28 protein-coding genes and 3 riboswitches are annotated in these 26,634 nt (G+C 71.5%); of the genes, 16 read left to right on the plus strand and 12 right to left on the minus strand.

Going from position 1 to position 26,634, the window contains the following annotated elements:
• Positions 1–7 precede the first annotated feature (7 nt).
• The gene (locus HNR30_RS11825) at positions 8–604 is read right to left on the minus strand and encodes a class I SAM-dependent methyltransferase (RefSeq protein ID WP_181609799.1); all 597 of its coding nucleotides are present in this window, start codon (positions 602–604) and stop codon (positions 8–10) included.
• 129 nt (positions 605–733) lie between these two features.
• Between HNR30_RS11825 and HNR30_RS11830 the strand changes: the two genes are divergently transcribed.
• The 3 genes from HNR30_RS11830 to HNR30_RS11840 all read left to right on the plus strand — a co-directional run bounded on the left by HNR30_RS11830 (position 734) and on the right by HNR30_RS11840 (position 3,956).
• On the plus strand, positions 734–2,656 hold the full coding sequence (locus HNR30_RS11830; protein ID WP_312894361.1) for a sensor histidine kinase: 1,923 nt from the start codon (positions 734–736) through the stop codon (positions 2,654–2,656).
• 92 nt (positions 2,657–2,748) lie between these two features.
• Positions 2,749–3,417: a response regulator gene (locus HNR30_RS11835; protein ID WP_181609800.1), complete on the plus strand. Its 669-nt coding sequence runs from the start codon at positions 2,749–2,751 to the stop codon at positions 3,415–3,417.
• 104 nt (positions 3,418–3,521) lie between these two features.
• Entirely contained in the window at positions 3,522–3,956 is a 435-nt protein-coding gene (locus tag HNR30_RS11840; RefSeq protein WP_181609801.1) for a hypothetical protein, read from the plus strand.
• A 3-nt stretch (positions 3,957–3,959) separates the two neighbouring features.
• Here HNR30_RS11840 and HNR30_RS11845 read toward each other — a convergent pair whose 3' ends face one another.
• The gene (locus HNR30_RS11845; RefSeq protein WP_181609802.1) at positions 3,960–5,273 is read right to left on the minus strand and encodes an extracellular catalytic domain type 1 short-chain-length polyhydroxyalkanoate depolymerase; all 1,314 of its coding nucleotides are present in this window, start codon (positions 5,271–5,273) and stop codon (positions 3,960–3,962) included.
• Between the two features lie 149 nt (positions 5,274–5,422).
• Between HNR30_RS11845 and HNR30_RS11850 the strand changes: the two genes are divergently transcribed.
• Complete coding sequence (locus tag HNR30_RS11850; protein WP_181609803.1) at positions 5,423–6,016, plus strand: phosphoribosylanthranilate isomerase; 594 nt, start codon at positions 5,423–5,425, stop codon at positions 6,014–6,016.
• 101 nt (positions 6,017–6,117) lie between these two features.
• Here the strand turns inward: HNR30_RS11850 and thiC are convergent, their stop codons facing one another.
• Positions 6,118–7,968 carry a phosphomethylpyrimidine synthase ThiC gene (gene thiC / locus HNR30_RS11855; protein ID WP_281389583.1) on the minus strand — a complete coding sequence of 617 codons (1,851 nt, stop codon included), beginning with the start codon at positions 7,966–7,968 and terminating at the stop codon, positions 6,118–6,120.
• A riboswitch (TPP riboswitch) is annotated at positions 7,961–8,073 on the minus strand. Its footprint overlaps the gene before it by 8 nt.
• Before the next feature lie 80 nt (positions 8,074–8,153).
• Here thiC and clsA point away from each other — a divergent pair.
• The 7 genes from clsA (at position 8,154) to gcvP (ending at position 17,094) form a co-directional block, all read left to right on the plus strand.
• Positions 8,154–8,753 (plus strand): cardiolipin synthase ClsA, encoded by a 600-nt coding sequence (gene clsA / locus HNR30_RS11860; protein ID WP_181609805.1) that lies wholly within the window; start codon positions 8,154–8,156, stop codon positions 8,751–8,753.
• A 4-nt stretch (positions 8,754–8,757) separates the two neighbouring features.
• A complete protein-coding gene (locus HNR30_RS11865; RefSeq protein WP_181609806.1) occupies positions 8,758–11,259 on the plus strand; it encodes a mannose-1-phosphate guanyltransferase in 2,502 nt (833 codons plus the stop codon).
• Between the two features lie 257 nt (positions 11,260–11,516).
• Positions 11,517–12,014 carry a double zinc ribbon and FHA domain-containing protein gene (locus HNR30_RS11870; RefSeq protein WP_181609807.1) on the plus strand — a complete coding sequence of 166 codons (498 nt, stop codon included), beginning with the start codon at positions 11,517–11,519 and terminating at the stop codon, positions 12,012–12,014.
• Entirely contained in the window at positions 12,011–12,667 is a 657-nt protein-coding gene (gene ftsR, locus HNR30_RS11875; RefSeq protein WP_181609808.1) for a transcriptional regulator FtsR, read from the plus strand. The genes HNR30_RS11870 and ftsR overlap by 4 nt, the downstream gene beginning before the upstream one ends.
• Before the next feature lie 97 nt (positions 12,668–12,764).
• Positions 12,765–13,235 carry a bifunctional nuclease family protein gene (locus HNR30_RS11880; protein WP_181609809.1) on the plus strand — a complete coding sequence of 157 codons (471 nt, stop codon included), beginning with the start codon at positions 12,765–12,767 and terminating at the stop codon, positions 13,233–13,235.
• A 145-nt stretch (positions 13,236–13,380) separates the two neighbouring features.
• Positions 13,381–14,004: a MerR family transcriptional regulator gene (locus HNR30_RS11885; protein WP_181609810.1), complete on the plus strand. Its 624-nt coding sequence runs from the start codon at positions 13,381–13,383 to the stop codon at positions 14,002–14,004.
• Between the two features lie 25 nt (positions 14,005–14,029).
• Positions 14,030–14,124, plus strand: a riboswitch (glycine riboswitch).
• Positions 14,125–14,223, plus strand: a riboswitch (glycine riboswitch).
• 102 nt (positions 14,224–14,325) lie between these two features.
• Entirely contained in the window at positions 14,326–17,094 is a 2,769-nt protein-coding gene (gene gcvP, locus HNR30_RS11890) for an aminomethyl-transferring glycine dehydrogenase (RefSeq protein WP_220133542.1), read from the plus strand.
• A 108-nt stretch (positions 17,095–17,202) separates the two neighbouring features.
• Here gcvP and HNR30_RS11895 read toward each other — a convergent pair whose 3' ends face one another.
• Genes HNR30_RS11895 through HNR30_RS11910 form a run of 4 tightly spaced genes read right to left on the minus strand, consistent with a single transcriptional unit; the run spans position 17,203 to position 19,431 of the window.
• Positions 17,203–17,679 carry a Clp protease N-terminal domain-containing protein gene (locus HNR30_RS11895; RefSeq protein WP_181609811.1) on the minus strand — a complete coding sequence of 159 codons (477 nt, stop codon included), beginning with the start codon at positions 17,677–17,679 and terminating at the stop codon, positions 17,203–17,205.
• Positions 17,679–17,909: a hypothetical protein gene (locus tag HNR30_RS11900; RefSeq protein WP_181609812.1), complete on the minus strand. Its 231-nt coding sequence runs from the start codon at positions 17,907–17,909 to the stop codon at positions 17,679–17,681. Before HNR30_RS11900 ends, HNR30_RS11895 begins: the two co-directional genes overlap by 1 nt.
• 29 nt (positions 17,910–17,938) lie before the next feature.
• The gene (locus HNR30_RS11905) at positions 17,939–18,748 is read right to left on the minus strand and encodes an SGNH/GDSL hydrolase family protein (protein ID WP_312894363.1); all 810 of its coding nucleotides are present in this window, start codon (positions 18,746–18,748) and stop codon (positions 17,939–17,941) included.
• Positions 18,749–18,774: 26 nt separating this feature from the next.
• Entirely contained in the window at positions 18,775–19,431 is a 657-nt protein-coding gene (locus HNR30_RS11910; protein WP_181609813.1) for a TetR/AcrR family transcriptional regulator, read from the minus strand.
• A 77-nt stretch (positions 19,432–19,508) separates the two neighbouring features.
• Here HNR30_RS11910 and HNR30_RS11915 point away from each other — a divergent pair, with 77 nt between their 5' ends.
• The 3 genes from HNR30_RS11915 to HNR30_RS11925 all read left to right on the plus strand — a co-directional run bounded on the left by HNR30_RS11915 (position 19,509) and on the right by HNR30_RS11925 (position 22,074).
• Complete coding sequence (locus tag HNR30_RS11915) at positions 19,509–20,429, plus strand: ATP-binding cassette domain-containing protein (protein ID WP_181609814.1); 921 nt, start codon at positions 19,509–19,511, stop codon at positions 20,427–20,429.
• The gene (locus HNR30_RS11920; RefSeq protein WP_181609815.1) at positions 20,422–21,168 is read left to right on the plus strand and encodes an ABC transporter permease; all 747 of its coding nucleotides are present in this window, start codon (positions 20,422–20,424) and stop codon (positions 21,166–21,168) included. The genes HNR30_RS11915 and HNR30_RS11920 overlap by 8 nt, the downstream gene beginning before the upstream one ends.
• Positions 21,169–21,288: 120 nt before the next feature.
• Positions 21,289–22,074: a tetratricopeptide repeat protein gene (locus HNR30_RS11925; RefSeq protein WP_246378027.1), complete on the plus strand. Its 786-nt coding sequence runs from the start codon at positions 21,289–21,291 to the stop codon at positions 22,072–22,074.
• Here HNR30_RS11925 and HNR30_RS11930 read toward each other — a convergent pair.
• Together HNR30_RS11930 and HNR30_RS11935 are read right to left on the minus strand one after the other, a co-directional pair.
• A complete protein-coding gene (locus tag HNR30_RS11930) occupies positions 22,071–22,676 on the minus strand; it encodes a Pr6Pr family membrane protein (protein WP_181609817.1) in 606 nt (201 codons plus the stop codon). The genes HNR30_RS11925 and HNR30_RS11930 overlap by 4 nt on opposite strands.
• Positions 22,677–22,709: 33 nt before the next feature.
• Complete coding sequence (locus HNR30_RS11935) at positions 22,710–23,057, minus strand: hypothetical protein (protein ID WP_181609818.1); 348 nt, start codon at positions 23,055–23,057, stop codon at positions 22,710–22,712.
• Between the two features lie 66 nt (positions 23,058–23,123).
• On the opposite strand from HNR30_RS11935, the gene HNR30_RS11940 reads away from it, so the two are divergent.
• Positions 23,124–23,735: an alpha/beta hydrolase family protein gene (locus HNR30_RS11940; RefSeq protein WP_181610036.1), complete on the plus strand. Its 612-nt coding sequence runs from the start codon at positions 23,124–23,126 to the stop codon at positions 23,733–23,735.
• Positions 23,736–23,739: 4 nt separating this feature from the next.
• On the opposite strand, the gene HNR30_RS46735 is transcribed toward HNR30_RS11940, so the two are convergent.
• Entirely contained in the window at positions 23,740–23,931 is a 192-nt protein-coding gene (locus HNR30_RS46735) for a DUF5999 family protein (RefSeq protein WP_220133418.1), read from the minus strand.
• A gap of 248 nt (positions 23,932–24,179) precedes the next feature.
• On the minus strand, positions 24,180–24,740 hold the full coding sequence (locus HNR30_RS11945; RefSeq protein ID WP_181609819.1) for a TetR/AcrR family transcriptional regulator C-terminal domain-containing protein: 561 nt from the start codon (positions 24,738–24,740) through the stop codon (positions 24,180–24,182).
• 156 nt (positions 24,741–24,896) lie between these two features.
• Between HNR30_RS11945 and HNR30_RS11950 the strand changes: the two genes are divergently transcribed.
• Positions 24,897–25,283 (plus strand): hypothetical protein, encoded by a 387-nt coding sequence (locus HNR30_RS11950; RefSeq protein ID WP_181609820.1) that lies wholly within the window; start codon positions 24,897–24,899, stop codon positions 25,281–25,283.
• A gap of 230 nt (positions 25,284–25,513) precedes the next feature.
• On the opposite strand, the gene HNR30_RS11955 is transcribed toward HNR30_RS11950, so the two are convergent.
• Positions 25,514–26,503, minus strand: coding sequence for a LysR substrate-binding domain-containing protein (locus tag HNR30_RS11955; RefSeq protein ID WP_312894364.1), 990 nt, complete (start codon positions 26,501–26,503; stop codon positions 25,514–25,516).
• Positions 26,504–26,634 lie beyond the last annotated feature (131 nt).

Raw genomic sequence — 26,634 nt, forward strand, 5'->3', positions numbered from 1 at the left:
GCGCATACTAGAACGACATTCTGGGCCTTCGCGCGTGGAAGACGAACGCGGGCGGCGGGTTGCCCCACACCGTCCTGCTGGCCACGACCTCTTCGAACCGCTCGGCCAGCAGCGCGCGGAACCGCTTGGCCGACGGGAGCGGGATGGCGTGGATGTAGGAGAAGGTCGTGAAGGCCCCGCCCGGCACCAGGCAGGTCGTCACCGCCTCCATGAGCCGGTGCTGCACCTCCAGCGGGAAGGAGGCCCACGGCAGGCCGCTGACGATCACATCGGCGTGCGGCAGCCCGCGCTCGGCCAGGACGGAGGGCAACTCGGCGGCGTCACCCTGCACCAGGTCGACGGCCGGATACCGGTCGGCCAGGCGGCCCGCCAGGCGCTCGTTGAGCTCGACGGCCACATGGTGGCCACGACCGCCCAGGCGCCGCTGGATCTCGGCGGTGAACGCGCCCGTTCCCGGACCCAGCTCCACCACCACGGGCTCGCCACGCTCGGGGACGGGCTTGCAGACGGCGTCGGCCAGGCGGGGGGAGCTCGGCGCCAGGGCGCCGATCGTCGCGGGGGAGCGAACGAACTCCCCGAAGAACAGCCCTGCGTCGTTTGCCATGGCAAGAGAGTAGAGGGGGCTCCTGGGGTTGTTGATCTGTCTTCCGGCCTTTTTTCCGGCCAGAAGGAGGAGGCACGCTCGTCCGCTCGAAGGATCGGAACCGCTCGCGGATCCGGCTACCTTGGGTGCGTGAAATGGCGTGGATGGCGGCTTGACCTGCTGCTCGGAGCGGCCGCGATCGGCCTCGACCTCCTGCTGTCGGGCAAATCCGCCGTGCCCGGCCAGACCTGGATCGTCGTGCTCTTCGCGGTCCTGGTGGGCGCGCCTATGGCGTTGCTGCGACATTTCCCTACCCCCGTCGGCCTGTATCTCGCCGGACTGGCGATCTTCACCGACCAGATCGGCTCGTTCACCGCCAACACCGCCCAGCTCCTGCTGTGCGTCGCCATCGTCATGACCGGCCACCAGCGCGGATGGCGCGGCCTGGCCGTCGTCCTGCCCGCCGCCTTCGTGGCGACCGCGATGAACCTGGCCGATCCCGGCCTCGCGCTCACCGCCGGGACGTGGATCTTCACCGTCGGCATCCCGCTGCTGCCCGCCGTCGTCGGCCTCTACCTCCGCCGCCCAGCCGCGCGCCTGCGCGAGCTCGACTTCACCGCCGACGCCCTGCTCGCCGGAGGCGGCGTCGCCCTCGCCGTGCTCGGCACCTGGCGTTACTGGCACGACGGCTTCTCCCACGTGTGGATCAGCGGCATGTTCGTCGTCGTCGCCGGATCCGCGCTCGGGCTGGCCCGGCGGCTGCCCGGGCTGATCTTCATGGCCGAGGGGGCGCTGCTGGTCGTCTCCGACGACTCCTTCCCCGCCGCCACCAGCACGCTCACCATCCTGGTCGAGGTCTCGATCGCGATCTTCGCCATGCGGGTGACCTCGTGGACCTGGACGGTCCTGGTCTACCTGGCGGGCTCCGGGCTCGCGGCCGTCAGCGTCGTCAGCCAGAACACCGACATCACGCCCACCCGCGTCTTCACCCTGATGGCGCTGAGCGTCGCGCCCATCGCCATCGGCCGCTACCTGGCCGCCCGCCAGGTCGCGGCCGACTCCGAGCGCGCCCGCGTACGCGAGAGCGAGCAGCTGGCCGTCGCCCGGCTGCGCGCCGACCAGCTCGCCGAACGCGAGCGCATCGCCCGCGAGGTGCACGACATCGTCGCCCACCACGTCGGGGCGATGGTGCTGCGCGCCAACGCCGCCCGCTACGCCATGCCCGACGGGCCGGTCGGCGAGGCGCTCACCGACATCCGCGACACCGGCCACCAGGTGCTGCAGGACCTGCGGGGGCTGCTCGCGCTGCTGCGCGACCCCGGCGGGGCGCCCGAGCTGACCGCCGACCCGGCCGAGGTGGTACGCGAGTCGGCCGAGCGCGTCGGCGCCGCGGGGCTGCTCGTCGACCTCGACCTCGACCCGGCCACCGCCGACGCGCCGCTCGTCACCCGCGCCTCGGCGGCGCGCATCGTGCAGGAAGGGCTCACCAACGTGCTCAAACACGCCGGTCCTGGCACCCGCGTGCGGGTCAGGGTCGCCGCGACCGACAAGGGACTCGACGTGGAGGTCGCCAACGACCGCCCACCCACCCCCCGCCCCGCCGTAGAGGCCGCCCGCGACCGCTCCGCCGGGCGTCCGGTGGGCGACGCGGCACGCGACCGTGCCGCGACCGCCCGTCCCGGGTCGGAGGCCGCCCGCGACCGCTCCGCGGGACGTCCTGTGGGCGATGCCGCACGCGACCGTGCCGCCGGGCGTCCGGTGGCGGAGGCTTCTCGCGACCGTTCCGGCGGGCGGCTCGCCGGGGAGGCCGTCCGCGACCGTCCGGACGACGAGGCCGCACCTTCCGGTGGTCCCGCGGCGGAGGGCTCCGACGGTTGGGCGTCGTCGTCCGTACGGCTCGCGACCTCTGGCGCGGGTGCGGCGCCCGAGCCGGGCTCGGTGCTGCCCTCCTCGGGACAGGGCCTGGCCGGGATGCGCGAGCGAGCCAGAGCCTTGGGCGGCACCCTGACCGCGGGACCCGACGAGCACGGCGGCTGGCGCCTGTCGGCCCTCCTGCCGGTGAGCGGCTCATGAGCGCGGCTCTGCCACCGGTGGGTGGCTCATGACCCGCGCTCTGCTACCGGAGGGTGGCTCATGACCCGCGCCCTGCTACCGGAGGGTGGCTCATGATCCGTGTCCTCATCGCCGACGACCAGGCGCTCGTGCGCGCCGGGGTCCGCATGCTGCTCCAGGCCGCCGGCATGGAGGTGGTCGCCGAGGCGCAGGACGGAGCCGAGGCCGTACGGCACGCCGAGCAGCACCTGCCCGACGTCATCCTCATGGACCTGCGCATGCCGCGACTCGACGGACTGGAGGCCAGCAGGCGCATCCTGGCCGCCCGGCCCGGCGCCCGCATCGTGGTGCTGACCACCTTCGCCGAAGACTCCAACGTCTACGCCGCGCTACGTATGGGAGCGGTCGGCTTCCTCGTCAAGGACGACGAGCCGGAGCTCATGGTCGAGGCGGTGCGCCGGGCGGCGATGGGCGAGCAGCTGCTGGCCCCGAGCGTGCTGCGGCGGGTGGTGGAGCGGGCGGTGGCCGCCGAGGAGGTCGCGGGCCTGGCCGTGCCCTCCTCGCTGACCGATCGCGAGGTCGACGTGCTGACCCTGGTCGGGGCGGGCCTGTCCAACGCGGAGATCGCCGACCGGCTCCACGTCGGGGTGACGACCGTCAAGTCCCACGTCGGCGCCGCCATGGACAAGCTCGGCCTGCGCAACCGCACCCAGGCGGCCGTGCTGGCCTTCCGGATGGGCCTGGTCGACGCCGACTTCCGTCCCGTACGCAGGAGGGCGTGAGACATCCGCCTGCCGGTGTAGTCGCCACTCACCCGGCAGGCGGACGACCTTGGGCGGGCACGCGCAGCACCATGTGGACCTGACGTTCTATCGGAAGGATCCACATGCACACCGTTGCCCCTGTCGCGGCGGCCAGGCCGGTCGCGGGCGGCCTCGTCTACACCCTGCGCGTCCTGATCCTCATCCACGGCGTGACCCTGCTGGTCGCCGCGTCGATGGCCGGGCGCGCGCTCACGTACGACTCGGAGTTCGTGCTCAGCGTCGACCAGGCCGCCGCCGAGCCGCACGTGATGGTGGGCATGGTCGCCCACCTGGTCGGTCTGGTGCAGCTCATCGCCGCCGTCCTGTACTGGCGGCCGGGCCGTGGCGCGGGCTGGCCGGCCCTGGCCAGCCTCGGCCTGTTCCTGCTGGGCATCGCCCAGCACTTCGTGCTCGGCATCGGGCTCAACGTGCACGTGCCGAACGGGGTGCTGCTGTTCGGTCTCATCCTGGTGCTGCTGGTGTGGTCCTGGTCGCCCAGGGCCGCGGCCAGGCGCTGAGCGTCAGGAGCAGGCCGAGCCGTTCAGGGCGAACGACGGGGGCTTGCCGGTGTTGCCCGTGTGGGTGGCCTGGAAGCCGAAGGAGACCGAGCCGCCGGGGGCGATGGCGGCGTTGTAGGACACGTTCCTGGCGGTGACCTGGCCGGTGGCGGGGGAGACGGTGGCGTTCCAGGCGTTGGTCACGTTCTGCCCTGACGGCAGGGCGAAGGCCAGCGCCCACCCGTTGACGGCGGTGGAGCCGGTGTTGGTGACGGTGACCTCGGCGGTCAGGCCGGTGTTCCAGGCGTTGACGGTGTAGGCGACCCGGCACGGGCCCCCTGACGTGGGTGTGACGGTGGGCGTGGGTGTGACCGTGGGGGTGACGCTGGGGGACGGGCTGGTCGTGGGGCTGGGCTGGGTGCCGCCGTCGAGGCCGAGGAAACGGATCACCTCGGCGGCCTGGCCCGCCTGGGGCAGGTTGTGGCCGACGCCCTGGAGGCTGACCGCCTCGACGGGCGCCTGCCCGCCCGCCGAGCCGTACCTGGTCCTGGTCTGGTTGGCGGCGGGCCGGTCGGTCAGCGCGGGGGTCTGGCCGAGGCCGTGCACGTTGGTCCACTGCTTGATCTGCTCGCCGAAGTTCGGGTAGCGCAGGGTGGAGTCCTCGGTGCCGTGCCAGATCTGCATGCGGGGGCGCGCCCCGGTGTAGCCGGGGTAGGCGGCGCGGACCAGGTCGCCCCACTGCTGCGGGGTCTTGATGAGCTGGCCGCTGGAGCAGGTGCTGTTCCACATGGAGCCGTCGGTGGTGGCGAAGCAGCCGAACGGCACGCCCATGAAGCTCGCTCCGCCCTTGAAGACGTCGGGGTAGGCGCCGAGCAGGACGTTGGTCATCATGCCGCCGCTGGAGGCGCCGGTGACGTAGGTGCGGGCGGGGTCGGCGCCGTAGGTCTGCTGCACGTGGCGGACCATCGACACCAGGCCGACCGGGTCGCTGCCGCCGTTGTGGGTGAGAGCCTGGGGCGAGGAGACGTCCCAGCACAGGCTGCTGCGCGTGACGCTGGGGTAGATGACGATGAACTTGTGCCGGTCGGCGAGCGCCGCGAACTCGGTGCCCGAGTGGAAGGCGGGGCCGGAGCCGGTGCAGTAGTGGTTGGCGAGCAGGAGCGCCGGGCGGGCGGGCACGCCGTCGGGGACGTACAGGTGCATGCGGAGGTTGGTGGGGTTCGTCCCGAAGCCGGTCACCTCGGTGAGCTGGGCGGAATAGGCCGGTGGTGCCAAGGCGAGCCATCCGGCCACCAGGGTCACCAGGGCGATCAGGGCCGTGGTCAGAGATGCGCGCATCGCGCCGCCTCCTCGGGCTGAAATATTCGTCATCGCTACGAAAGTTTCTAAGCCCGTCTGGCTCATGTGTCACGAAGACGGCCCTCGTGCTGCTCGTCCCCGCTGATGATCTATGAAAATTTCAGTGGCCCCTCGGATAGGCTGGCAGCGTGTTCGTGAAGATCTGCGGGCTGCGCGAGCCCGAGCACATCGAGGCCGCCGTCGAGGCGGGCGCCGACGCCATCGGCTTCATGCTGACCGCCAGCCCCCGGCGCGTCGACCCCGAGCGGGCCGCCGAGCTGGCCGCGCTGGTGCCCGGCCACGTGCTGACCGTCGGCGTCTTCCACGGCGAGAGCCCCGACGAGGTACGGCAGGCGGCTCGCGCGTCGGGGGTGCGGGCGATCCAGCTCCACGGCCGTCACCCGCACCAGGACTTCATCGACCTGAAGGACCTCGGCCTGCCCCTGCTGCGGGCGGTGCCGTTCGACGCCGACCTGCGGTGCGGCGCCTTCGGCGAAGACCTGCTGCTGGTCGACGCCCCGCGCGCGGGATCCGGCGAGCCGTGGGACTGGGCGGCGGTCCGCGACCGCGCCACCGGCACGTGGCTGCTGGCCGGCGGCCTCACCCCCACCAACGTGGCCGAGGCCGTGGCCGCCGCGCGGCCGTGGGGCGTCGACGTCTCCAGCGGGGTGGAGGTGTCGAGAGGCGTCAAGGACAGCGCCCTGATCCGCGCCTTCGTCGCCGCCGCCCGCGGCGCGGCCTGAGAGCCCGGCCCCCGTCGGGCCCCCTGGCCGCACCGCGGGCGGGGGTGCGCAGGACCCGGCTCCGCTGGGGGAGGGTTCGAAGCCGGGCCCAGTCCGGGGGGTCAGGCCAGCGGAGGCCTGGCCGTGGAAGGCGGGTCCGCGGCGATCGCGTCCTCAGGGTGCTTGCCGGACGCGGTCGCGTCCTGGGGGTGCTTGCCGGTGGTGGCCGCGCCTGGACCAGGCCGTCCTGCGGCGGTCGTGTCTGGCGGAGGCCCGCCCGCGGGTGTCAGGTCGAGGTAGAGCCGCCCGCCGCTCGCGGCGAACTGCGCCGCCTTGTCGCGCATGCCGCCCGCCAGGGCCTCGGCGTCACTGAGGCCGTGCTCCTCGGCGTAACGCCGCACGTCCTGGGTGATCCTCATGGAGCAGAACTTCGGCCCGCACATCGAGCAGAAGTGGGCCGTCTTGGCCGGCTCGGCGGGCAGCGTCTCGTCGTGGAAGGCGCGCGCGGTGTCCGGGTCGAGCGACAGGTCGAACTGGTCCTGCCAGCGGAACTCGAAGCGTGCCCGCGACAGCGCGTCGTCCCGCTCCTGCGCCCGGGGATGCCCCTTGGCCAGGTCGGCCGCATGGGCGGCGATCTTGTAGGTGATCACCCCGGTCTTGACGTCGTCCTTGCCGGGCAACCCCAGGTGCTCCTTCGGGGTGACGTAGCAGAGCATCGCGGTGCCGTACCAGCCGATCATGGCCGCGCCGATGCCCGAGGTGATGTGGTCGTAGCCCGGCGCGATGTCGGTGACCAGCGGCCCCAGGGTGTAGAAGGGCGTGTCGGCGCACAGCTCGCGCTGCAGCTCCACGTTCTCCTTGATCTTGTGCATCGGCACGTGACCCGGCCCCTCGATCATGACCTGCACGTCGTGGGCGTGCGCCACGGCGGTGAGCTCGCCGAGGGTGCGCAGCTCGGCGAGCTGCGCCTCGTCGTTGGCGTCGGCGATCGAGCCGGGCCGCAGGCCGTCGCCGAGGGAGAAGGCCACGTCGTAGGAGGCCAGCAGTTCGCACATCTCCTCGAAGTGCTCGTACAGGAACGACTCGCGGTGGTGGGCCAGGCACCAGGCGGCCATGATCGAGCCGCCGCGCGAGACGATGCCGGTCGTACGGCGGGCGGTCAGCGGCACGTACGCCAGCCGTACCCCGGCGTGCACGGTGACGTAGTCGACGCCCTGCTCGCACTGCTCGACGAGGGTGTCGCGGTAGAGCTCCCACGACAGGGCCGCGGGGTCGCCACCGGCCTTCTCCAGGGCCTGGTAGATCGGGACGGTGCCGATCGGCACCGGGGAGTTGCGGATGATCCACTCGCGGGTGGTGTGGATGTCGCGGCCGGTCGACAGGTCCATCACGGTGTCGGCGCCCCACCGGGTGGCCCACGTCATCTTCTCCACCTCCTCGGAGACGCTGGACGAAACAGCGGAGGTGCCGATGTTGGCGTTGATCTTGACGAGGAAGTTGCGGCCGATGATCATCGGCTCCGACTCCGGGTGGTTGACGTTCGCCGGGATGATGGCGCGCCCCGAGGCCACCTCGTCGCGCACGAACTCGGGGCTGAGGCCCTCCCGGATCGCCACGAACTCCATCTCCCGGGTGATCCGCCCGCGCCTGGCGTAGGCGACCTGCGTGACGGGCGCGCCCACCGCGCGCAGCGGCCCGCGTCCGCCGGAGGGGAAGACCTCGGCGCCGCGGCGGGCCCACGCGTCCTGGTCCTTGAAGCCGTCGTCGATCAGCCTGACCTGCCGGCCGCCGTAGCGGGCGACGTCGCCGCGCTCCAGGATCCACTCCTCCCGCAGGCGCGGCAGCCCCACGGCGAGGTCGTGGCCGGCGGGACCCGAGGTGTCGTACAGGTCGAGGTGGGCACCGTTGGACAGGCGCACCCGGCGCATCGGCACCCCATCGATGTGGATCTTCGAAAAACGCGCGTCACCCATCGCGCAAACTCCCTTCGCCGGCATTACCCGGATCAGGTTCAAGCGGTCGGCGGCCGTCACAGCCGTCCTCTCAGCCCGGTTCGCCGGGCTCCCGCGTTCGGTCGAGTGATATTGAACGTGGTGATCGCCGGTTAGGCAACCCCGGCCACCTCGACCTGGGGTTCCCACGCAGTAGGGTCGAAGCCGTGAGTGAGATTTCGGCCGAGGATCGCGTGTGGACCATTCCGAACATCCTGAGCTTCCTCAGGTTGCTCGGCGTCCCGGTCTTCCTGTGGCTGGTGCTGGGCCCCAAGGCCGACGGCTGGGCGATCGCCCTGCTGATCGCCGCGGCGTTCACCGACTGGCTCGACGGCAAGATCGCGCGCGCGTTCAACCAGACCAGCCGCCTGGGCCGCATCATCGACCCGGCCGCCGACAAGCTCTACGTCTTCGCCACCATCCTCGGGCTGGCGCTGCGTGAGGTCATCCCGTGGTGGCTGGTGGCGATCATCCTGGGCAGGGAGCTGTTCGTGGCGAGCTTCGCCCCGATCCTGCGCAAGTACGGCTACCGCGCCCTCCAGGTGCACTTCCTGGGCAAGGCGGCGATGGCCAACCTCATGTACGCCTTCCCGCTGCTGTTCCTCGCCTCGCACACCGGCGCGTGGTACGCCGAGTTCTGCCGCGTCGTCGGCTGGGCCTTCACCGTCTGGGGCGTGGGCCTGTACTGGTGGGCGGGGCTGCTGTATGTGGTACAGGTACGACAGCTCGTAGGCGCCGCGAAAGCCGTCCAGAACACGAAGGAGTGATCGGGTGAAGGCGGTCGTCATGGCGGGCGGGGAAGGCACTCGGCTGCGTCCGATGACCGCCAACCAGCCCAAACCGCTGCTTCCCGTCGTCAACCGCCCGATCATGGAACACGTGCTGCGCCTGCTCAAGCGGCACGGGCTGACCGAGACCGTCGTCACCGTGCAGTTCCTGGCCGCCCTGGTGCGCTCCTACTTCGGCGACGGCGACGAGCTGGGCATGACCCTCCACTACGCCACCGAGGACCTGCCCCTCGGTACGGCCGGCAGCGTGAAGAACGCCGCCAGCCGCTTACGCGACGACAGCTTCCTGGTCATCTCCGGCGACGCCCTCACCGACGTCGACCTGTCGGACATGATCCGCTTCCACCGCGCGAACTCCGCGCTGGTCACCATCGGGCTCAAGCGGGTGCCCAACCCGCTGGAGTTCGGCATCATCATCGTCGACGAGGCGGGGCGCATCCAGCGGTTCCTGGAGAAGCCCACCTGGGGCCAGGTCTTCTCCGACACCGTCAACACCGGCATCTACGTCATGGAGCCGGAGATCCTCGACGAGGTGGCCGACGGCCAGGCCGTCGACTGGGCCGCCGACGTCTTCCCCAAGCTCCTGGAGCGCGGCGCCCCGCTGTACGGCTATGTCGCCGACGGCTACTGGGAGGACGTCGGCACGCACGAGAGCTACCTCAAGGCCCAGGCCGACGCGCTGGCCGGGCGGGTCAAGCTCGACATCGGCGGCTTCGAGCTGTCGCCGGGCGTCTGGGTGGCCGAGACCGCCGCCGTCGACCCTGAGGCCGTGCTCAAGGGCCCGCTGCTGATCGGCGACTACGCCAAGGTGGAGGCGGGTGCCGAGTTACGCGAATACACCGTGCTGGGCGACAACGCCGTCGTGCGCGAGGGCGCGTTCCTGCACCGGGCGGTGGTGCACGACAACGTCTACCTCGGGCCGGGCACGAACCTGCGCGGATGCGTCATCGGCAAGAGCACCGACGTGATGACGGGCGCGCGCATCGAGGAGAACGCCGTCATCGGTGACGAGTGCGTCATCGGCGCGGAGGCGTACGTCTCCAGCGGGGTCAAGATCTACCCGTTCAAGACCGTCGAGGCGGGCGCGGTGGTCAACACCAGCGTCATCTGGGAGTCGCGCGGCCAGGCGAGCCTGTTCGGCCGTCGCGGCATCAGCGGGCTGGTCAACGTCGAGATCACCCCCGAGCTGTGCGTACGGCTGGCCAGCGCCTACGCCACCACCCTGAAGAAGGGCGAGTCGGTCGTCACCTCCCGTGACGCCTCCCGGGCGGCCAGCGCGCTGAAGAGGGCGGTTATCAGCGCCCTGACGGCCAGTGCCATCAACGTCATCGACCTGGAGGCCGCGCCGCTGCCGGTGACGCGCTTCTACACCTCGCGCAAGCCCACCAGCGGCGGCATCGCCCTGCGCACCACGGCGGGCGACCCGCAGAGCGTCGACATCGTCTTCCTCGACTCCGAGGGCGCCGACCTGGCCCCGGCCACGCAGCGCAAGCTGGAGCGCGTCTACTCCCGCCAGGAGTTCCGCCGCGCCTTCCCCGGCGAGATCGCCGAGCTGTCCTATCCGGCGCGCGCCATCGAGGACTACGCCCACGAGCTGCTGCGTTGCGTCGACATGCGCGGCGCCGACGACCTCAAGGTCGTGGTCGACTGCGCCGGCGGCACCTCCTCGCTGGTCATGCCGACCCTGCTGGGCCGCGTCGGGCTGGAGGTCCTGACCGTCAACGCCCGCCTCGACGAGGCCTCGCCCACCGAGACCCTGGCCGAGCGGCGGCGCGACCTGCAGCGATTGTCGGAGCTCGTGGGCTCCTCACGCGCCCACTTCGGGGTGCGCTTCGACCCGGTCGGCGAGCGCATCGCCCTGGTCGACGAGAAGGGCCAGCTGATCAGCGAGGAGCGGGCCCTGCTCGTGGTGCTCGACCTGGTGGCGGCCGAGCGCAGGGGCGGGCGGGTGGCGCTGCCCGTCACCACCACGCGCGTGGCCGAGCAGGTCTGCCGCTTCCACGGCGTGCAGGTCGAGTGGACCTCCACGGCGCAGGACGCGCTGACGTCGGCGGCGGCCGAGGAGGAGATGATCTTCGCGGGCGACGGGAGGGGCGGCTTCGTGGTGCCCGAGTTCGCGCCCACGGTCGACGGCCTGGCGGCCTTCATGCGGCTGCTGGGGCTGGTGGCCAGGACGAGGCTCTCGCTCAGCCAGATCGACGCCCGCATCCCGCAGGCCCGGCTGCTGCGCCGCGCCGTACCCACCCCGTGGGCGGCCAAGGGCCTGGTCATGCGCTCGCTCATCGAGGCGGCGGAGGAGCAGGGGCTGCACTACGAGACCACCGACGGGGTGCGCGTGGTGCTTGACGACCGGAGCTGGGTGCTGATCATCCCGGCCGCCACCGAGCCGGTCACCGACCTGTGGGCCGAGGCGCGGGACGTCGACTCCGCCCAGGCTCTCCTGGAGCGGTGGGCGCGCGTCGTGGAGGAGGCCTCCGGCGCATGATCGAGATTTGGCCAAGATTGCCTCAGGAATGCCTCCGAATCGGTCCCAACAGGACTCCGAAACCCCACAGTGATGGACCTTGAGGTACGTCCAGCGGTAACTTGTCTCCGTCCAATCTTGTCGTCCGGCGTCTCGCCTTGACCTTTGCGGCGCATCAGCGTAAGTTGCGGCATTCGCAATGTTGACAGCGTTAGCAAGCGAGGCGCGCCCCGAGCACCGAAAAGCCGCGTTCTCGCGGTAGGAGGCCGAGCCGATCGATGCCGAGCGTCTACTGCACGCAGTGCGGGCATGCCAACCCCGAGGATGCCCGATTCTGTTCCCGGTGTGGATCGCCGCTGACCCGGCACGAGGTCACGGGCGACACCACCTCGACGATCTCCGTCGCGGGAATCGAGGCGTACGAGGCTGAGACCGGGGAGTTCCTCTTCGCCGAGCGTCAGCTCGTCGAGCAGCTGCCGCCTGGCGCCGCCCTGCTCACCGTGGTGCGTGGGCCCAACCAGGGCAGCCGCTTCAAGCTCGACCAGGACCTGACGACGGTCGGCCGTCACCCGGAGAGCACGATCTTCCTCGACGACATCACCGTCTCGCGGCGCCACGTCGAGTTCTACCGCCACCCCGGCGGCCGCTTCACCGTGCGCGACGTGGGATCGCTGAACGGCACCTACGTCAACAGGGAGCGCATCGAGGAGGTTCCGCTCCACTCGGGGGACGAGGTCCAGATCGGCAAGTTCCGGTTGGTGTTCCTCTCTAGATGAGTGCACAGGCCGCGCGCTCTCACATGAGCATCGGGGAGGTGCTCGGGCTGCTGAAGCCCGAGTTCCCCGACGTCACCGTCTCCAAGATCCGTTTCCTGGAGGGCGAGGGGCTGATCGAACCCGATCGCAGCCCCTCCGGCTACCGCAAGTTCACGCACCTGCACGTCGAGCAACTACGCTTCATCCTGCGCGAGCAGCGTGACCACTACCTGCCGCTGCGCGTGATCAAGGACAAGATGCACGAGGAGCTCTCTCGCCCGCGTGCCGTCCCGGGGGTGTCCCAGGAGGTACGGCTCAGCCGCGAGGAGCTCCTGGAGGCCGCCGGGCTCGACGAGGAGACGCTGGCGGAGCTGGAAGACTACGGGCTGCTGGCGCCGGTGGCCAGGCGCTACGACGACGACGCGCTGGCCATCGCGCGCACGGTGGGCCGCCTGGCGTCGTTCGGGCTGCACGCCCGCCACCTGCGCGCCGTCAAGGCCTCGGCCGAGCGTGAGAGCTCGCTGGTCGAGCAGACGGTGGCGCCGGTGCTGAAGCGCCGCGCGCCCGGCGCCATCGGCGAGGCGCACGAGAGCGCGCGCGAGCTGTCCGGTCTGCTGCTGGAGCTCCACGCGGCGATGTTCCGCACCGGGGTGCGCAACGTCCTGCGCGGCTGAGCCGTACAGGCCCGGCATCGGGCACATTCCCGGCCCGGCTGGTGTTACGTTGGAGGAGCTTTCGCTCGCTTTTTCGTGACTGATTTCGGAGCAGCCCGTGGTGCAGATGGAGGTAGTGGGCGTTCGTGTGGAGATGCCCACCAATCAGCCGATCGTCCTGCTCAAGGAGGCGAGTGGTGAACGTTTTCTCCCCATTTGGATAGGCATGACCGAGGCGCAGGCGATCGCCCTGGCGACGGCCGAGGAGCCGCCGCAGCGCCCGCTCACCCACGATCTGTTCCGTGACGTGCTGAGCGCGCTGGGTGTCAGTCTTCGCGCGGTCAACATCGTCGCTCTGCGTGACGGCATCTACTTCGCCGACCTGGTCTTCTCCAACGGTGTCGAGGTCAGCGCCCGCCCGTCCGACTCGATCGCCCTGGCTCTGCGCACCGGCGCGAGGATCTACGCCAGCGAGGAGGTCGTCCAGGAAGCCGGTGTGATCATCCCGGACGACCAGGAGGACGAGGTGGAGAAGTTCAGGGAATTCCTTGACCAGATCACCCCCGAAGACTTCGGCCGCGCGGGGTAGTCATATAAGAGCATTTACGCTTCACGACTCGCCGAGTGGGATCGTTGACTGTGCATGGTCACGGTCCTACGGTGCAAGTGAAACCCGTGGTCGCCATGCGAACCCCCAGATCAGGCCACGGGATGAGAGAAAGCCGGAGGTCCGCGTGGCGGTCAGCAGCGGCGAGGGAAACAGGGCCGGCCAGGAAGATCCGGCGCGGCGCGAGGACGCGCGCCAGCGTGCCGGTGAACAGGGTCTGCTCTTCGACTCAGAGCCGGCTTCCCTGCCTGGCAACATCGGCTATCGCGGCCCCACGGCCTGCGCGGCGGCCGGTATCACCTACAGGCAGCTCGACTACTGGGCGCGCACGGGCCTGGTCGAGCCGACCATACGGGCCGCGCACGGCTCGGGCTCGCAGCGCCTGTACAGCTTCCGCGACATCCTGGTGCTCAAGGTCGTCAAGCGGCTGCTCGACACCGGCGTCTCCCTCCAGCAGATCCGTACGGCCGTGCAGCACCTGCGCGACCGCGGGGTCGCCGATCTGGCCCAGATCACGCTCATGAGCGACGGGGTGAGCGTCTACGAGTGCACCTCGGCCGACGAGGTGATCGACCTCCTGCAGGGCGGGCAGGGCGTCTTCGGGATCGCACTCGGCAGGGTGTGGCGCGAGGTCGAGGGATCGCTCGCGGAGCTGCCGGGGGAAACAGCGTCGGTCGAGGACCCCAGCGTCCCGGCCGACTATCCAGCTGACGAACTCGCCCAGCGCCGACGTGCGCGCAGGATCGGCTAGCGGTAACCTGGTAACAGAAAGCTTTCGACCCCGTGCGGGAGAGTCCCCATCCATGAGATGGGGCGCCGAAGGAGCAACCCTCCCCGGAATCTCTCAGGCACCCGGTACCGCTCGGGCGAGGCAACTCTGGAAAGCAGGCGCGCCGGCCAGGCGTGACTCACCGACGGTGAAAGCCCCCTCGGGGGTGAAGCTCTCAGGTTTGAGGACAGAGGGGGAGACCCGGCACCTGCCTGCGCGCTGAAGGGTTTCCCTGTGGTTGAGTCTGTGTTTGAGTCTTTCGCCCGTCGTCACATCGGTCCGTCCGACGCCGAGCAGCAGCGGATGCTCGAGGCCGTGGGCTTCGAATCCGTCTCCGACCTGGTCGCCGTCGCCGTCCCCGAGGCCATCAGGGCCAAGGACGCCCTGAAGCTGCCCGCCGCGGCCAGCGAGGTGGAGGTCATCGCCGAACTGCGCGCCCTGGCCGGCCGCAACCAGGTGCTGACCAGCATGATCGGGCTGGGCTACCACGACACGATCACCCCCGCCGTGATCCGGCGCAACCTGCTGGAGAACCCCGGCTGGTACACGGCCTACACGCCCTACCAGCCCGAGATCTCGCAGGGCCGCCTGGAGGCGCTGCTCAACTTCCAGACAGTCGTCTCCGACCTCACCGGCCTCGACGTCGCCGGCGCCTCCCTGCTCGACGAGGCCACCGCCGCCGCCGAGGCGATGACGCTGGCGCGCCGCGCGGGCAAGTCGAAGTCCGACGTGTTCGTCGTCGACCACGACGTGCTGCCCCAGACCAAGACCGTGCTGGCCACCCGCGCCGAGCCGCTCGGCATCGAGCTGGTCTTCCAGCGCCTCGACGCCGAGCTGCCCGAGTGTTTCGGCGTCCTGGTGCAGTACCCCGGGGCCACCGGTCAGATCCGCGACTTCCGCTCGCTCGCCGAGCAGGCCCACGCCAAGGGCGCGCTCGTCGTGGCCGCCGCCGACCTGCTGGCGCTGACCCTGATCGCCTCGCCCGGCTCGCTCGGCGCCGACATCGCCATCGGCACCTCGCAGCGGTTCGGCGTGCCGTTCGGCTTCGGCGGACCGCACGCCGCCTACATGTCGGTGCGCGAGGGCCTGCAGCGCCAGATGCCCGGCCGCCTGGTCGGCGTCTCGGTCGACGTCGACGGCGACCCGGCCTACCGGCTGGCCCTGCAGACGCGCGAGCAGCACATCCGCCGTGAGAAGGCCACCAGCAACATCTGCACCGCCCAGGTGCTCCTGGCCGTCATCGCCGGCATGTACGCCGTCTACCACGGCCCCGAGGGACTCAAGCACATCGCGCGGCGGGTGCACGCCCGCGCCGCGGCCCTGGCCCAGGGCCTGTCCGGCAGCGGCATCCCGGTCACCGAGCACTTCTTCGACACCGTCACCGCCTCCGTGCCCGGCAAGGCCGCCGCCGTCGTGGCCGAGGCGCTGGCGCGCGGCATCAACCTGTGGCAGCTCGACGGCGACCGGGTCACCGTCGCCTGCGACGAGAAGACCACTCCCGGCCATGTCGCCGACGTGCTCGCCTCGTTCGGCGCCGCGCTGGGCGTCGAGATCGCCGCCCACGACGGCGAGGACCTCTCGGCGCTGCCCGAGGAGCTCGTGCGCGACGACGACTTCCTGACCCACCCGGTCTTCCACACCCACCGCTCCGAGACCTCGATGCTGCGCTACCTGCGCAAGCTGCAGGACAAGGACATCGCGCTCGACCGCTCGATGATCCCCCTCGGCTCGTGCACGATGAAGCTCAACGCCACCACCGAGATGGAGCCCATCACCTGGCCGGAGTTCGCCGGCATCCACCCGTTCGCGCCCGAGGCGCAGTCCGAGGGCTACCGCGAGCTCATCGAGACCCTCGAGGGCTGGCTGGCCGAGGTGACGGGCTACGACGCCGTCTCCATCCAGCCCAACGCCGGCTCGCAGGGCGAGTTCGCCGGCCTGCTGGCCATCCGCGCCTACCATCAGGCGGGCGGCCACGCCGAGCGCGACGTCTGCCTGATCCCCTCCTCGGCCCACGGCACCAACGCCGCCTCGGCCGTCATGGCGGGCATGCGCGTGGTCGTGGTGGCCTGCGACACCGACGGCAACGTCGACCTGGCCGACCTCGACGCCAAGATCGACAAGCACGCCGACAGGCTCGCCGCGATCATGGTGACCTACCCGTCGACCCACGGCGTGTACGAGGAGACCATCACCGAGGTGTGCGCCAAGGTGCACGCCGCCGGCGGCCAGGTCTACGTCGACGGCGCCAACCTCAACGCCCTGGTCGGCCTGGCCAAGCCGGGCGAGTTCGGCGCCGACGTGTCGCACCTGAACCTCCACAAGACCTTCTGCATCCCGCACGGCGGCGGCGGCCCCGGCGTCGGCCCGGTCGCCGTCCGCGGCCACCTGGCCGAGTTCCTGCCGTCGCACCCGCTGCGCGAGGGCGCGCCCGTCGGCCCGGTCTCCGCGGCGCCGTACGGCTCGGCGGGCATCCTGCCCATCTCCTGGGCCTACGTGCGCATGATGGGCGGCGACGGCCTGCGCGCCGCCACCGAGCAGGCGATCCTGTCGGCCAACTACCTGGCCCGCCGCCTGGCGCCGCACTACCCGGTGCTCTACACGGGGCGCGGCGGCCTGGTCGCGCACGAGTGCATCATCGACCTGCGGCAGATCACCAAAGAGACGGGCGTGACCGTCGACGACGTGGCCAAGCGCCTCATCGACTACGGCTTCCACGCGCCGACCATGTCGTTCCCGGTCGCGGGCACGCTGATGATCGAGCCGACGGAGTCGGAGGACCTGGCCGAGCTCGACCGGTTCGTCGACGCCATGGTCGCCATCCGCGCCGAGATCGCCAAGGTGGCCGACGGGTCGTACGACCGCACCGACAACCCGCTGCGCAACGCGCCGCACACCGCCGAGGCGGTCACGTCCGACGAGTGGAGCCACCCCTACACCCGGAGCGAGGCCGCCTATCCGGTGCACTCGCTGCGTGACGGGAAGTACTGGGTGCCGGTGCGCCGCATCGACCAGGCGTACGGCGACCGCAACCTGGTGTGCGCCTGCCCGCCGCTGGAGGCCTACGAGGACTAGGTCCACCGCGCCTCGACCGGGGCCCGCATCCCTCCCGGGGTGCGGGCCCCGCCGCGTCTCACCCCGACCCGGGGTCGTCGGGCCGTCGGGGTAAGCGGGCGGAGGGCATCAGGCTGCCGGGGGCAGGGTGGCGTGGGCGCGGGTGACCAGGGTGTGCCGGTCGACGCCCGCCAGGGCCAGAGCGCGCGGCACGGTGCCGACCTCGGCGCCGAGGATGCCGATCAGCAGGTGTGCCGGCCGCAGGTCCTTCTTGTGGCGGGCGAACACCCCCCGCTCGATGGCGGTCCGTGCGGAGGCGCCCATCTGGAGGGTCCTCGACGGGTGCGGGCTGGCCGAGGGCGGGCCCGAGGGCGCCAGCCGCACGCCGGCGGCGGCCAGGCTGTGCTCGAACTCGCGGTGCAGCGCCTCCCGGAGCGCCTCGTAGCCGAGCCCCGACGACGACAGCAGGTCCAGGGTGACGCTCTCGTGCCCGGCGGCGATCGCCAGGAGCAGGTGCTGGGCCTCGATGGTGGCCGAGCCCTCGCGGCGAGCCTCGTCGCCGGCCTGGGTGAGGGTGAGGTGCAGGAACTCGTCGAACGCCTTCATCAGCGCCTCCGCAGCTGGACACCGGCGGCGATGAGCCGCTTGGCGTGCTTCTTGTGGACGGCCTGGCGGGTGACCCCGAGGGCCTCGGCGACCTGGGGCCAGCTCCAGCCTTCGCGCATCGCCTGCTCGACGGCCGCGTCCTCCATCCGGTCGGCCAGGCGGCGCAGGGCCACCACGGCCGCCAGACCGTCGGCGGGGTCCTGGACTTCGGGGATCTCAACACCGGGCATGCGGGCAACTTTAGTTGACTAATCCGGAATTAGTCAACGCGGGTTGCTTGGCCGCGTACCGGCAGGAGCAGCGGGCGCTTGGCCGTACGACCGTCGGCCGAGGAGCGGCCGCGCAGGCGGCGCACCATCCACGGGCCCACGAAGGTGCCCAGCCAGGCCGCCTCGGTGGCCGCCCGGCGCCAGGCCGGCACGAGGGGGAGCGGTGCGAGCGGCTGGGTCCACGAACGGTCGCTGCCGGGCAGGGCGAGGGTGTCGGCGACGGCCGCGGCGATGAGGGCGTGGCCGCGCGGGGTGGCGTGGATGCGGTCGGAGCTCCACATCCGCGGATCGCAGGTCACGTCGTGGGGGTAGGCGTCGACGACGAGGACGCCGTGACGCGCGGCGGCGGCGCGCACCCGGTCGTTGAAGTCGAGCAGGCGCGGGCGCAGGCGCTTGACCATGGGCGCGATGCGGCCGATGTCGGGAAAGGTGAAGGTCACCACCGTGGGGGCCGCCTCCAGCTCGCTCGCCGGGGGCGTGCCCCTGAGGGCGGCGAACATGGCCTCCAGGTGGCCGGTGACCGCGTCGGCGTCGAAGCTGGGCCGGATCAGGTCGTTCATCCCGGCCATCACGGTCACCAGGTCGGGCCGGAGCTCCAGCGCCGCGGGCAGCTGCTCGGCCCGGATGTGGGCGGCGAGCTTGCCGCGCACGGCGAGGTTGGCGTACTGCACCTGCCCGTCGGCCTCGGCGAGCAGGTCGGCCAGGCGGTCGGCCCAGCCCCGGTATCCGGTGAGGGGATCGCCGTCGTTCAGCCCCTCGGTCTGGGAGTCGCCGAGCGCCACATATCTCAGGAAAGGCACAACTCGTATATTACTCAATTTGTTGACTAGCGCACCCTGACGAGAGCCCCGATCCCGTCGAGGATGCGCTCGAGGCCGAAGCGGAACTCGGTCTCCATGCTCATGTCCATCTCGGCCCCGGCGAAGACGCCCGCCCGCACCAGGCGGCGCACCTCGGGCAGGCGGCCGTCGGCGGTCGCCCGGTCGAGGAAGTCGCTGTAGCCCGCGGCCAGCGCGGCGGCCGCGGGGTTGCGGTTGACGGTGACCGCCAGTGCCACCCCCGACTGCACCTGGGTGCTCAGCAGCAGCGCGCAGAAGAGCTGCTCGGCCTCGTCGAGGCCGGTGTCGCGCAGGGCGTGGAGGACCCGGTCGAGCCAGGTCAGCTGGTTGGGCGAGGAGGGCGGGCCGGTGACGGGGGCGAGCGCCGTCCACGGGTGTTCCAGCAGTCTCGCGCGCATCGCCTCGGCCAGGTACACCAGGCTTTCGCGCCAGCCGCCCCCGGCGGGCGGCGGCGGCGCTCCGAGGGCGGTGTCGACCATCAGGGCGACCAGTTCGTCCTTGGTCGCCACGTGGCGGTACAGGGCCATCGCCGAGACGTCGAGCTGCTTGGCGACGCGGCTCATCGAGACGCTCTCCAGCCCTTCGGCGTCGGCCACCTCGACGGCTGCCTCGACGACCCGCTCCAGGCTCAGACCCTTCTTCATGCCATCAGTTTACGGCATACGCGAAGCAGTGTATGGTCTAAACAAAGATGTATATGGCATAAACAAGGAGTCCCCTCATGACAGTCGTCGCCGAGGGCCTGTCCAAGGCCTACGGACGGCACACGGTCCTCGATCACCTGGACCTGACCGTGCCCAGCGGAGCCATCTACGCCCTGCTCGGACCCAACGGAGCGGGCAAGACCACGACCGTGCGGCTGCTGGCCACGCTCCTGCGACCCGACAGCGGCCGCGCGAGCGTGGCCGGGTTCGACGTGGTGGACGCCCGATCCGAGGTACGGCGGCGCATCAGCCTCACCGGCCAGCACGCCGCCCTCGACGAGCAGCAGACCGGCGAGGAGAACCTGCGCATGGTCGCCCGCCTGACCGGCCTCTCGCGCGCGGCGGCCAGGGAACGGGCCGGGCAGCTGCTGGAGCGCTTCGCCCTCACCGACGCCGCCGGGCGGCGCGTCAAGACCTACTCGGGCGGTATGCGCCGCCGCCTGGACCTGGCAGCCGGCCTCGTGGGGGAGCCCGAGGTGATGTTCCTCGACGAGCCCACCACCGGCCTGGACCCGCGCAGCCGCCAGGCCGTCTGGGAGGAGGTCGCCCGGCTGGCCTCGGCCGGGGTGACGATCTTCCTGACCACGCAGTACCTGGAGGAGGCCGACCGCCTCGCCGACCGCATCGCGCTGCTGCACCGGGGCCGCCTGGTCGCCGAGGGCACCGCCGCCGAGCTCAAGCACCGGGTGGCGGGCGAGCGTCTGGAGCTGACGCTCGCCGACGCCGACGCCTACGAGCACGCCGAGCTCATGCTCGGCGGCCGGATCGTCCGGCGCGACCCGGCCAGGTCGACCCTGGAGGTCGCCACCGACGGCAGCGGCGCCCACGTGCGCGAACTCCTGGACGCCCTCGATCCCGGCCGCACCCTCGTCGAGCGCTTCGCCGTGCGCTCGTCCACCCTCGACGACGTCTTCCTGGAGGTCACCGCCGATGTCTGAGGTCCTCGTCATGGCGGGCCGTTCCGTGCGGCTCAGCCTGCGCGCCGGTGACGCCCTCATCACCGCGCTCGCGTTGCCGATCATGATGATGCTGCTGTTCGTGTACTTCTTCGGCGGGGCGATCGAGACCGGCGGGCCGTACGTGCAGCACGTGGTTCCGGGCGTGCTGGTGCTGTGCGCCGCCTACGGCGCGGGCACCACGGCCATGAGCGTGGCCAACGACATGGCCGAGGCGGTCATGGACCGGCTGCGGTCGCTGGACGTGAGCGCCACGGCGCTGCTGGGCGGCCACGTGGCTGCCAGCGTGGTCCGCAACCTGGCCGCCACGGTGCTGGTCTTCGCCGTCGCGTTCGCGATCGGCTTCCGCCCCGTGGCCTCGCCGGGAGACTGGCTGCTGGCGGCGGCGCTGATCGCCGCGTTCGTGACGGCCATGTCGTGGCTGGCGGCGGCCATCGGGCTGCTGGCCAGGACGCCGGAGGCGGCCAGCGGCTACGCGTTCGTCTTCGCCTTCCTGCCCTACCCGTCGAGCGCGTTCGTGCCGGTGGAGACGATGCCGGGCTGGCTGCAGGCCTTCGCGGCCGGCCAGCCGCTCACCCAGGTGATCGACTCGATGCGGGCGCTGCTGCTCGACCGGCCCGTGACGGTGCTGGGGGCGGCGTTCGTGTGGTGCGTGGCGCTCGGCCTGGCCGGCGTCGCCGCCGCGGCCGCCCTCTACCGGCTGCGCGTCAAGCGGGCCTAGAGAGGCGGGTGCGGTGGGCGTGGCACGCTCGCCGTACGCGCCCGCGCGTCGAGTGGGCATAGACGGGACATGATCGCCCGCGCTTCGTTAGGCTTTTCGCAGCCACGCGAAGGAGACCTCTTGACCCCCCCAGAGCTCGACACCTCCCCTCTCGACACCGCGCGGCGCCTGGCCGAGAGCGGTGACCTGGAGGGGGCCGCGGAGATCTTCGGCCGGCTGGCCGGTGACGACTCGGCGCCCGACCGCGCTCAGGCCGCCGTCGGCCTGGCGGTCGTGCTGGAGGAGCAGGGCGACCATCCGGGCGCGCGGCGCGCGGCGCGCATCGCCCTGTCGGCCGGGCACGCCGAGTACTCCGCCCAGGCGGCCTGCCTGCTGGCGCAGAGCTTCGAGCGCGAGGGCGCGGCCGAGCAGGCACGCGGAGCCTGGCAGGCCGTGCTGGGCGTGGGCCACGACGACTACGTCCCGCTGGCGCACATGGCCCTGGCCCGCCTGGCCGCCGAGGACAACGACCTCGACGGGGCCGAGGCGCAGCTGCGGGCGGCCCTGGAGGCCGGCGGGCCGATGACCGCGGCGCAGCGGCTGGCCGACCTGCTCCTGGAGCGCGGCGAGCCGGGCGAGGCCGCCGACCTGATCGAGGCGGCGCTGGAACGGGCCGACGACGACACCGCCGCCCGGCTGCGCGTGCAGCTGGGCATCGCGCACCTGGAGCTGGCCTGCGCGCAGTTCGCCGCGGCGGCCGAGGACGGCCGCGACCGCGAGACCGTGTCGCTGGCCATCGAGTTGCTGGCGCGCACCCTGCCGCTGCGGGGCCGCCCGGAGCAGGCCGAGCACGTGTGGCGCTACGGGCTCGACCACGACGACGCCGAACTGGCCGAGCAGGTACGGCTGCGCCGCGAGCGCGGCTAGGTGGCGACCGCGTCCCGGGTGCCCAGGCGCCTGAGCGCGATCAGGGCCAGGCCCAGCAGGTAGAAGCCGATCCCGTAGGTGATCATGTTCGTGATCAGGCCGCCCCAGCCCAGCACGTCGAGGTCGAGGAAGGGGTAGGGGTAGCGCTTGGGCGTCGCGGGGTCCAGCAGCAGGCCGCGCGTGACGGCGAAGATCCCGTAGGCGAGCGGGTAGAGCAGCCAGAGGAGGGCGTCGCTCCAGCGGGGCCGCAGGTCACGGTCGAACAGCAACCAGTCCGCCAGCGCCAGCACGGGCACCACCACGTGCAGCAGGAAGTTGGCGACATCCTTCGGCGTGCCCTCGGCCAGGGCCGCGAACGGGTTGCCGAAGTGCGTCAGGACCGTGTTGTAGATCAGTCCGGTGACGGTGATAACCAGGGTGACGGCGCCCTTGAGCCGTGCCGAGGTGCGCCGGCCGCTGAGCCGGTAGAGGTAGTAGGCGGCGACCAGCACGTTCGACTGGATCGTGAAGTAGGCCATGGACGCGAGGAACCCGGCCTCCACCCAGTCGATCACCACCCCGGTGACCGCGGCCGCGACGATGGCGAGACGCAAGATCCTCACCAGGCCGAGGATAAACGACCCCCCGTAGGGGGCTCAGTCGCGGGTGCTCAGCACCACGGCCACGTTGACCAGGGCGATCCCGATCCACACCACCATGAGCCCGACGAGGCCGGCCTTCTCCGAGGCGATGGCGGTGATCGGGATGCCGAAGATCAGCGAGCAGATCGCCACCGGCACGACCGTCCCGGCGCTGCCGCTCTGCTTCTTCTTGCTCTTCTTGCGCTGGCCGGCGACCTCGGAGGCCACCTTGGCGGCGATCACCTCGTCGAGGCGCGCGGCGAAGGACTCCACGAGGGCGTGCTCGTAGTCGGGACCGAGATCACGGCGGGCGTCCAAGGTGGCGTGCAGATCCTGGCGGATCTCGCCTCGCATGTCAGACATACCTTCAATGTCGCAGAGGCTCGGCGGGCCGTCATCCATCTTTCGGAGGACCCTGTGACAGCATGGATGACCATGGAGATCGTCACGCCGCGCGGGCCCGCGCGGGTCGACCTGGACGAGACGCCGGAGCCGGGCCTGCTGCTCGTGCTGACCCACGGCTCCGCCGGCACGGTCGAGGCGCCCGACCTGCTCGCCGTGCGCGACGCCGCCCTGAAGGCGGGCATCAGCGTCGCCCGGGTCACCCAGCCCTTCCGGCTGGCCGGGGCGCGGGCGCCCGGCAGCCCGGAACGGCAGGACGAGGCCTGGGCCGTGGTGCTGGGGGCGCTGCGCGACCGTTTCCCGGGGGTGCCGGTCGTGCAGGGCGGGCGCAGCAACGGAGCGCGGGTCGCCTGCCGTACGGCCAGGGCGGTCGGCGCCGTGGCGGCGCTGGCTCTGGCCTTCCCCCTGCACCCGCCCGGCAGGCCGGAACGTTCCAGAGCCCAGGAGCTCAGGGACGCGGGGGTGGAGGTGCTGGTGATCAATGGGGATCGTGACCCCTTCGGCATCCCCGACCCGGCCGACGCCACCCACCTGGTGGTGTTGCCGGGGGAGGGCCACGATCTCAAGAAGAACCCCGAAAAAGTCGGCGAGCTGGTCGCCGGGTGGATCGCGGACCGGATGGACTCCTGGGCCCGCTGATCCGTCAGATGGCGGCTGGCAGGGGCCGATGCGGGGCGATCACAGCGCCGCTCGGCAACAGCTCACCGGTGTCCTCGAAGAGGACGACCCCGTTGCAGAGCAGGCTCCACCCCTGTTCGGGATGGCAGGCGAGGGTGCGCGCGGCCTCACGGTCGAGCGCGTCTGCCGGCGGACAGGCCGGGTCGTGCGGGCACATCGGCGTGCCTCCGATATCTCGTGGATGGATCCGGGCGCCAGACCCGGAAACAATAGGTCCTAGCAAGTGTGCGACGCAGGTCACACTTCCCGACATAGTCCGTTAGGACGGTTGAAGGAGGAGGTTTGCCGGGGCGGATGTGACCTAACACACAGAGTGCCCATCCGGAAGGCCCGCTCCAACGGCAACACGCCGACAAAGCGGGCTGTTTCTTTGGCAGTCCTTGCTGGACCGCGCCTCGCTCCCGCTCAGCCGCCGAGCCCGCGCAGGAGCGCGTCGAGTCCGCGCTCGAAGTCGGCGTCGGCGCCCGCGTCGCGCCTGGTCCAGGTGTCGACCTCGGGATCGGCCCACCCGGAGGCCTGCACCTCGACGGCCACGCTGCCGAAGACGAAGGCGCGCAGCGACCGTACGGCGTCGGCGGCGTCGCCGAGCCCCAGCTCGCCGAGCTGGTCGACCTGCTCGCGGATGGCCAGCGCGGTAGCCCCTTTGGGTGGTTTGGTGAGTGCCAGCGCGAGGACGCCGGGGTGTTCGCGCAGTGCCTCGCGCCCGGCGTGGCACCAGGCCCTGGCCGTCTCCTGCCAGGTCGGGCCGCGCTCGACCTGGACCGCGGTGACGTGCTCGGCCAGGGCGTCCATGAGCGCCTCCTTGCCGCGGGGCAGGTGGTGGTAGATGGCCATCGCCTCGACCTCCAGCGCGTCGCCGAGCCTGCGCATGGTGAGCCTTCGCAGGCCCTGGCTGTCGGCGATGTGGAGCGCGGCGTCGATGATGCGCTCGCGGGAGAGCGGGACGGGCGGTCGCTTGGCAGGCATGGTGATCATCCTGCCAAGCGGGACATTACTTTGTAAAGGCGCCGCGCCGGTGGTGACCGCTCCGGCCGGGCCACGACACGTGCCGCCTGCGGGGAGGGCTAGGCTTTGTCTGGTACCGGCCCTGGTATCGGCAAGGTGAAAGGCAGAGGAAGTCCCATGGCGTTTTTCCGTCCGCGGGTCAGCCGCGAGGCCGAGGTCCGCTTCCACGCGGATCAGGAGATCTCGCAGAGCTTCCCCGAGTCGCTCGACAAGGCCCGTACGGCCGAGCAGCGGGTGCGCGAGCTGCAGGCGGCGCACGCCGACGAGGTCGAGCTGCGCGAGGCCGGGCTGGCTCTGGACAGGGCGCTGACCGAGGCGCTGAGGGCTGCCGAGGCGGGCCAGCGCGCGACCTTCGGCGTGAAGGCCTACGACGACCGGATCGCCCGGCGCAAGGCCAAGGCGACGCCCAAGGGCGCGATGTGGACCTCCGAGGTCGACCGGCTGCGCACGCTGCGTGAGCAGAACCGGCTGACCGGAATCCCGCGGGTGCCCGCGGTGCGCTGAGCGTGACGTGAGGCCGCCTCCTGGGCTCAGGGGGCGGCCTTCCGTGTGTCCGGGCCCCGGAGCCCTTCCGTGTGTCCGGGCCCGGAGCCCTTCCGTGTGTCCGGGCCCGGAGCCGCCGCTGCCGGTGCCCCGGGGGCCGGGCCGGATGGAAGCACGGCCCTTCCGGGCACGTCACCGTCGCGGTGGGCGCCCGCCGCGACGGTGAACGGCAGGCCGGACCGCCCGGCGGATCACGCCTGGTCCGCACTCCCGGAGATCTGCGGCTTCGCGTGTTTCCGCGTGGCGCTTCGCAGCTCCGCCGCGAGCAGCCGCGCGGTCTCGGTGAGCGCGTCCACCAGCACTCGCGCTTCACGGCTGACCGAGCGGTCCGCCGGGAGGGTGATGCCGATCGCGCGAGGGACGGTGTCGAGATGAAGCGGAAGCATGTCCAGCAAGTCGTCACGCACCCCGATGAGCATGGGCAGGGGCGCGATCGAGTCGGTCTGCAGGACGATCTCGCGCGACGTCAGGAGGGTGGAGCACTCGGTGATGTCGCGTGGCGCCTTGAGGCCGGCGGTCGCGAACATCTCGTCGAGCTCGGTCCGCAGGGTGCTCGGCTGCAGGGGCAATATCCACGGATAGGACAACAGGTCGGCGAGTCGCGGGGTCACCGACAACGCCGGGTGGCCGCGGCGAACCACGGCTCGCACCGCCTCGTCGTAAAGCCTGATGTGGTGGAGCGCTCCACGGTAGGTTCCGGGGTCCAGCCGGCCCACCAGCAGGTCGATCTCGCTGCGCTGCAAGCTGGTGGCCAGGACCTCCGCGGTGCCCTCCACCACGGAGACCGAGATCTCGGGATGCGTCCGCTTGATCGCGACGACGGCTTGGGGCAGCAGGGCGTAGGCGCCGGCCAGGTTGGTCCCCACCCGTAGCGGCCGCGGGCCTCCGTGGCGTACCTCCTCGATCTGCTCGGACGCCCGGCGCAGGCTCCCCAGCGCCGATCTGGCCCGTTCGATCAGGATCTCCCCGGCTGCCGTGGGGAGCACACCTCGGGGCCCGCGTACGAACAGGGCCATGCCGATGAGCTCCTCGAGCTCATGGACGCTGCGCGTGACCGCCGGCTGCGACACGTAGAGGGCCTGGGCGGCCCTCACGAAGGACCCTTCGTCGGCGATCGTCACGAGAAGGCTCAGATGGCGCAACTTCAGTCGACCGCCGAACGGCTGCTGGGCCTCCACCACTCCGACCTCGTCTCCAGGGCTCCGTCGATGGCGTGAGCGTATACCGTGGGTCGCCAGGCATACCCGTGGGGTTATACCCAGGCCCGCTTTAGCATTGGTGGTCGGCGTCCCACCGCGCGCAGGATTCTCGG

This window comes from Nonomuraea soli (genome assembly GCF_013761175.1).
Classification (GTDB): Bacteria; Actinomycetota; Actinomycetes; order Streptosporangiales; family Streptosporangiaceae; genus Nonomuraea; species Nonomuraea soli.

Bases quoted from the DNA above. Each gene is read 5' to 3' on its own strand.
- HNR30_RS11825 (WP_181609799.1), bottom strand. From the start codon at position 604: ATGGCAAACGACGCAGGGCTGTTCTTCGGGGAGTTCGTTCGCTCCCCC.
- HNR30_RS11835 (WP_181609800.1), top strand. From the start codon at position 2,749: ATGATCCGTGTCCTCATCGCCGACGACCAGGCGCTCGTGCGCGCCGGG.
- HNR30_RS11840 (WP_181609801.1), top strand. From the start codon at position 3,522: ATGCACACCGTTGCCCCTGTCGCGGCGGCCAGGCCGGTCGCGGGCGGC.
- HNR30_RS11845 (WP_181609802.1), bottom strand. From the start codon at position 5,273: ATGCGCGCATCTCTGACCACGGCCCTGATCGCCCTGGTGACCCTGGTG.
- thiC (WP_281389583.1), bottom strand. From the start codon at position 7,968: ATGGGTGACGCGCGTTTTTCGAAGATCCACATCGATGGGGTGCCGATG.
- HNR30_RS11870 (WP_181609807.1), top strand. From the start codon at position 11,517: ATGCCGAGCGTCTACTGCACGCAGTGCGGGCATGCCAACCCCGAGGAT.
- ftsR (WP_181609808.1), top strand. From the start codon at position 12,011: ATGAGTGCACAGGCCGCGCGCTCTCACATGAGCATCGGGGAGGTGCTC.
- gcvP (WP_220133542.1), top strand. From the start codon at position 14,326: ATGCTCGAGGCCGTGGGCTTCGAATCCGTCTCCGACCTGGTCGCCGTC.
- HNR30_RS11895 (WP_181609811.1), bottom strand. From the start codon at position 17,679: ATGAAGGCGTTCGACGAGTTCCTGCACCTCACCCTCACCCAGGCCGGC.
- HNR30_RS11900 (WP_181609812.1), bottom strand. From the start codon at position 17,909: ATGCCCGGTGTTGAGATCCCCGAAGTCCAGGACCCCGCCGACGGTCTG.
- HNR30_RS11910 (WP_181609813.1), bottom strand. From the start codon at position 19,431: ATGAAGAAGGGTCTGAGCCTGGAGCGGGTCGTCGAGGCAGCCGTCGAG.
- HNR30_RS11915 (WP_181609814.1), top strand. From the start codon at position 19,509: ATGACAGTCGTCGCCGAGGGCCTGTCCAAGGCCTACGGACGGCACACG.
- HNR30_RS11920 (WP_181609815.1), top strand. From the start codon at position 20,422: ATGTCTGAGGTCCTCGTCATGGCGGGCCGTTCCGTGCGGCTCAGCCTG.
- HNR30_RS11935 (WP_181609818.1), bottom strand. From the start codon at position 23,057: ATGTCTGACATGCGAGGCGAGATCCGCCAGGATCTGCACGCCACCTTG.
- HNR30_RS11940 (WP_181610036.1), top strand. From the start codon at position 23,124: ATGACCATGGAGATCGTCACGCCGCGCGGGCCCGCGCGGGTCGACCTG.
- HNR30_RS46735 (WP_220133418.1), bottom strand. From the start codon at position 23,931: ATGTGCCCGCACGACCCGGCCTGTCCGCCGGCAGACGCGCTCGACCGT.
- HNR30_RS11945 (WP_181609819.1), bottom strand. From the start codon at position 24,740: ATGCCTGCCAAGCGACCGCCCGTCCCGCTCTCCCGCGAGCGCATCATC.
- HNR30_RS11950 (WP_181609820.1), top strand. From the start codon at position 24,897: ATGGCGTTTTTCCGTCCGCGGGTCAGCCGCGAGGCCGAGGTCCGCTTC.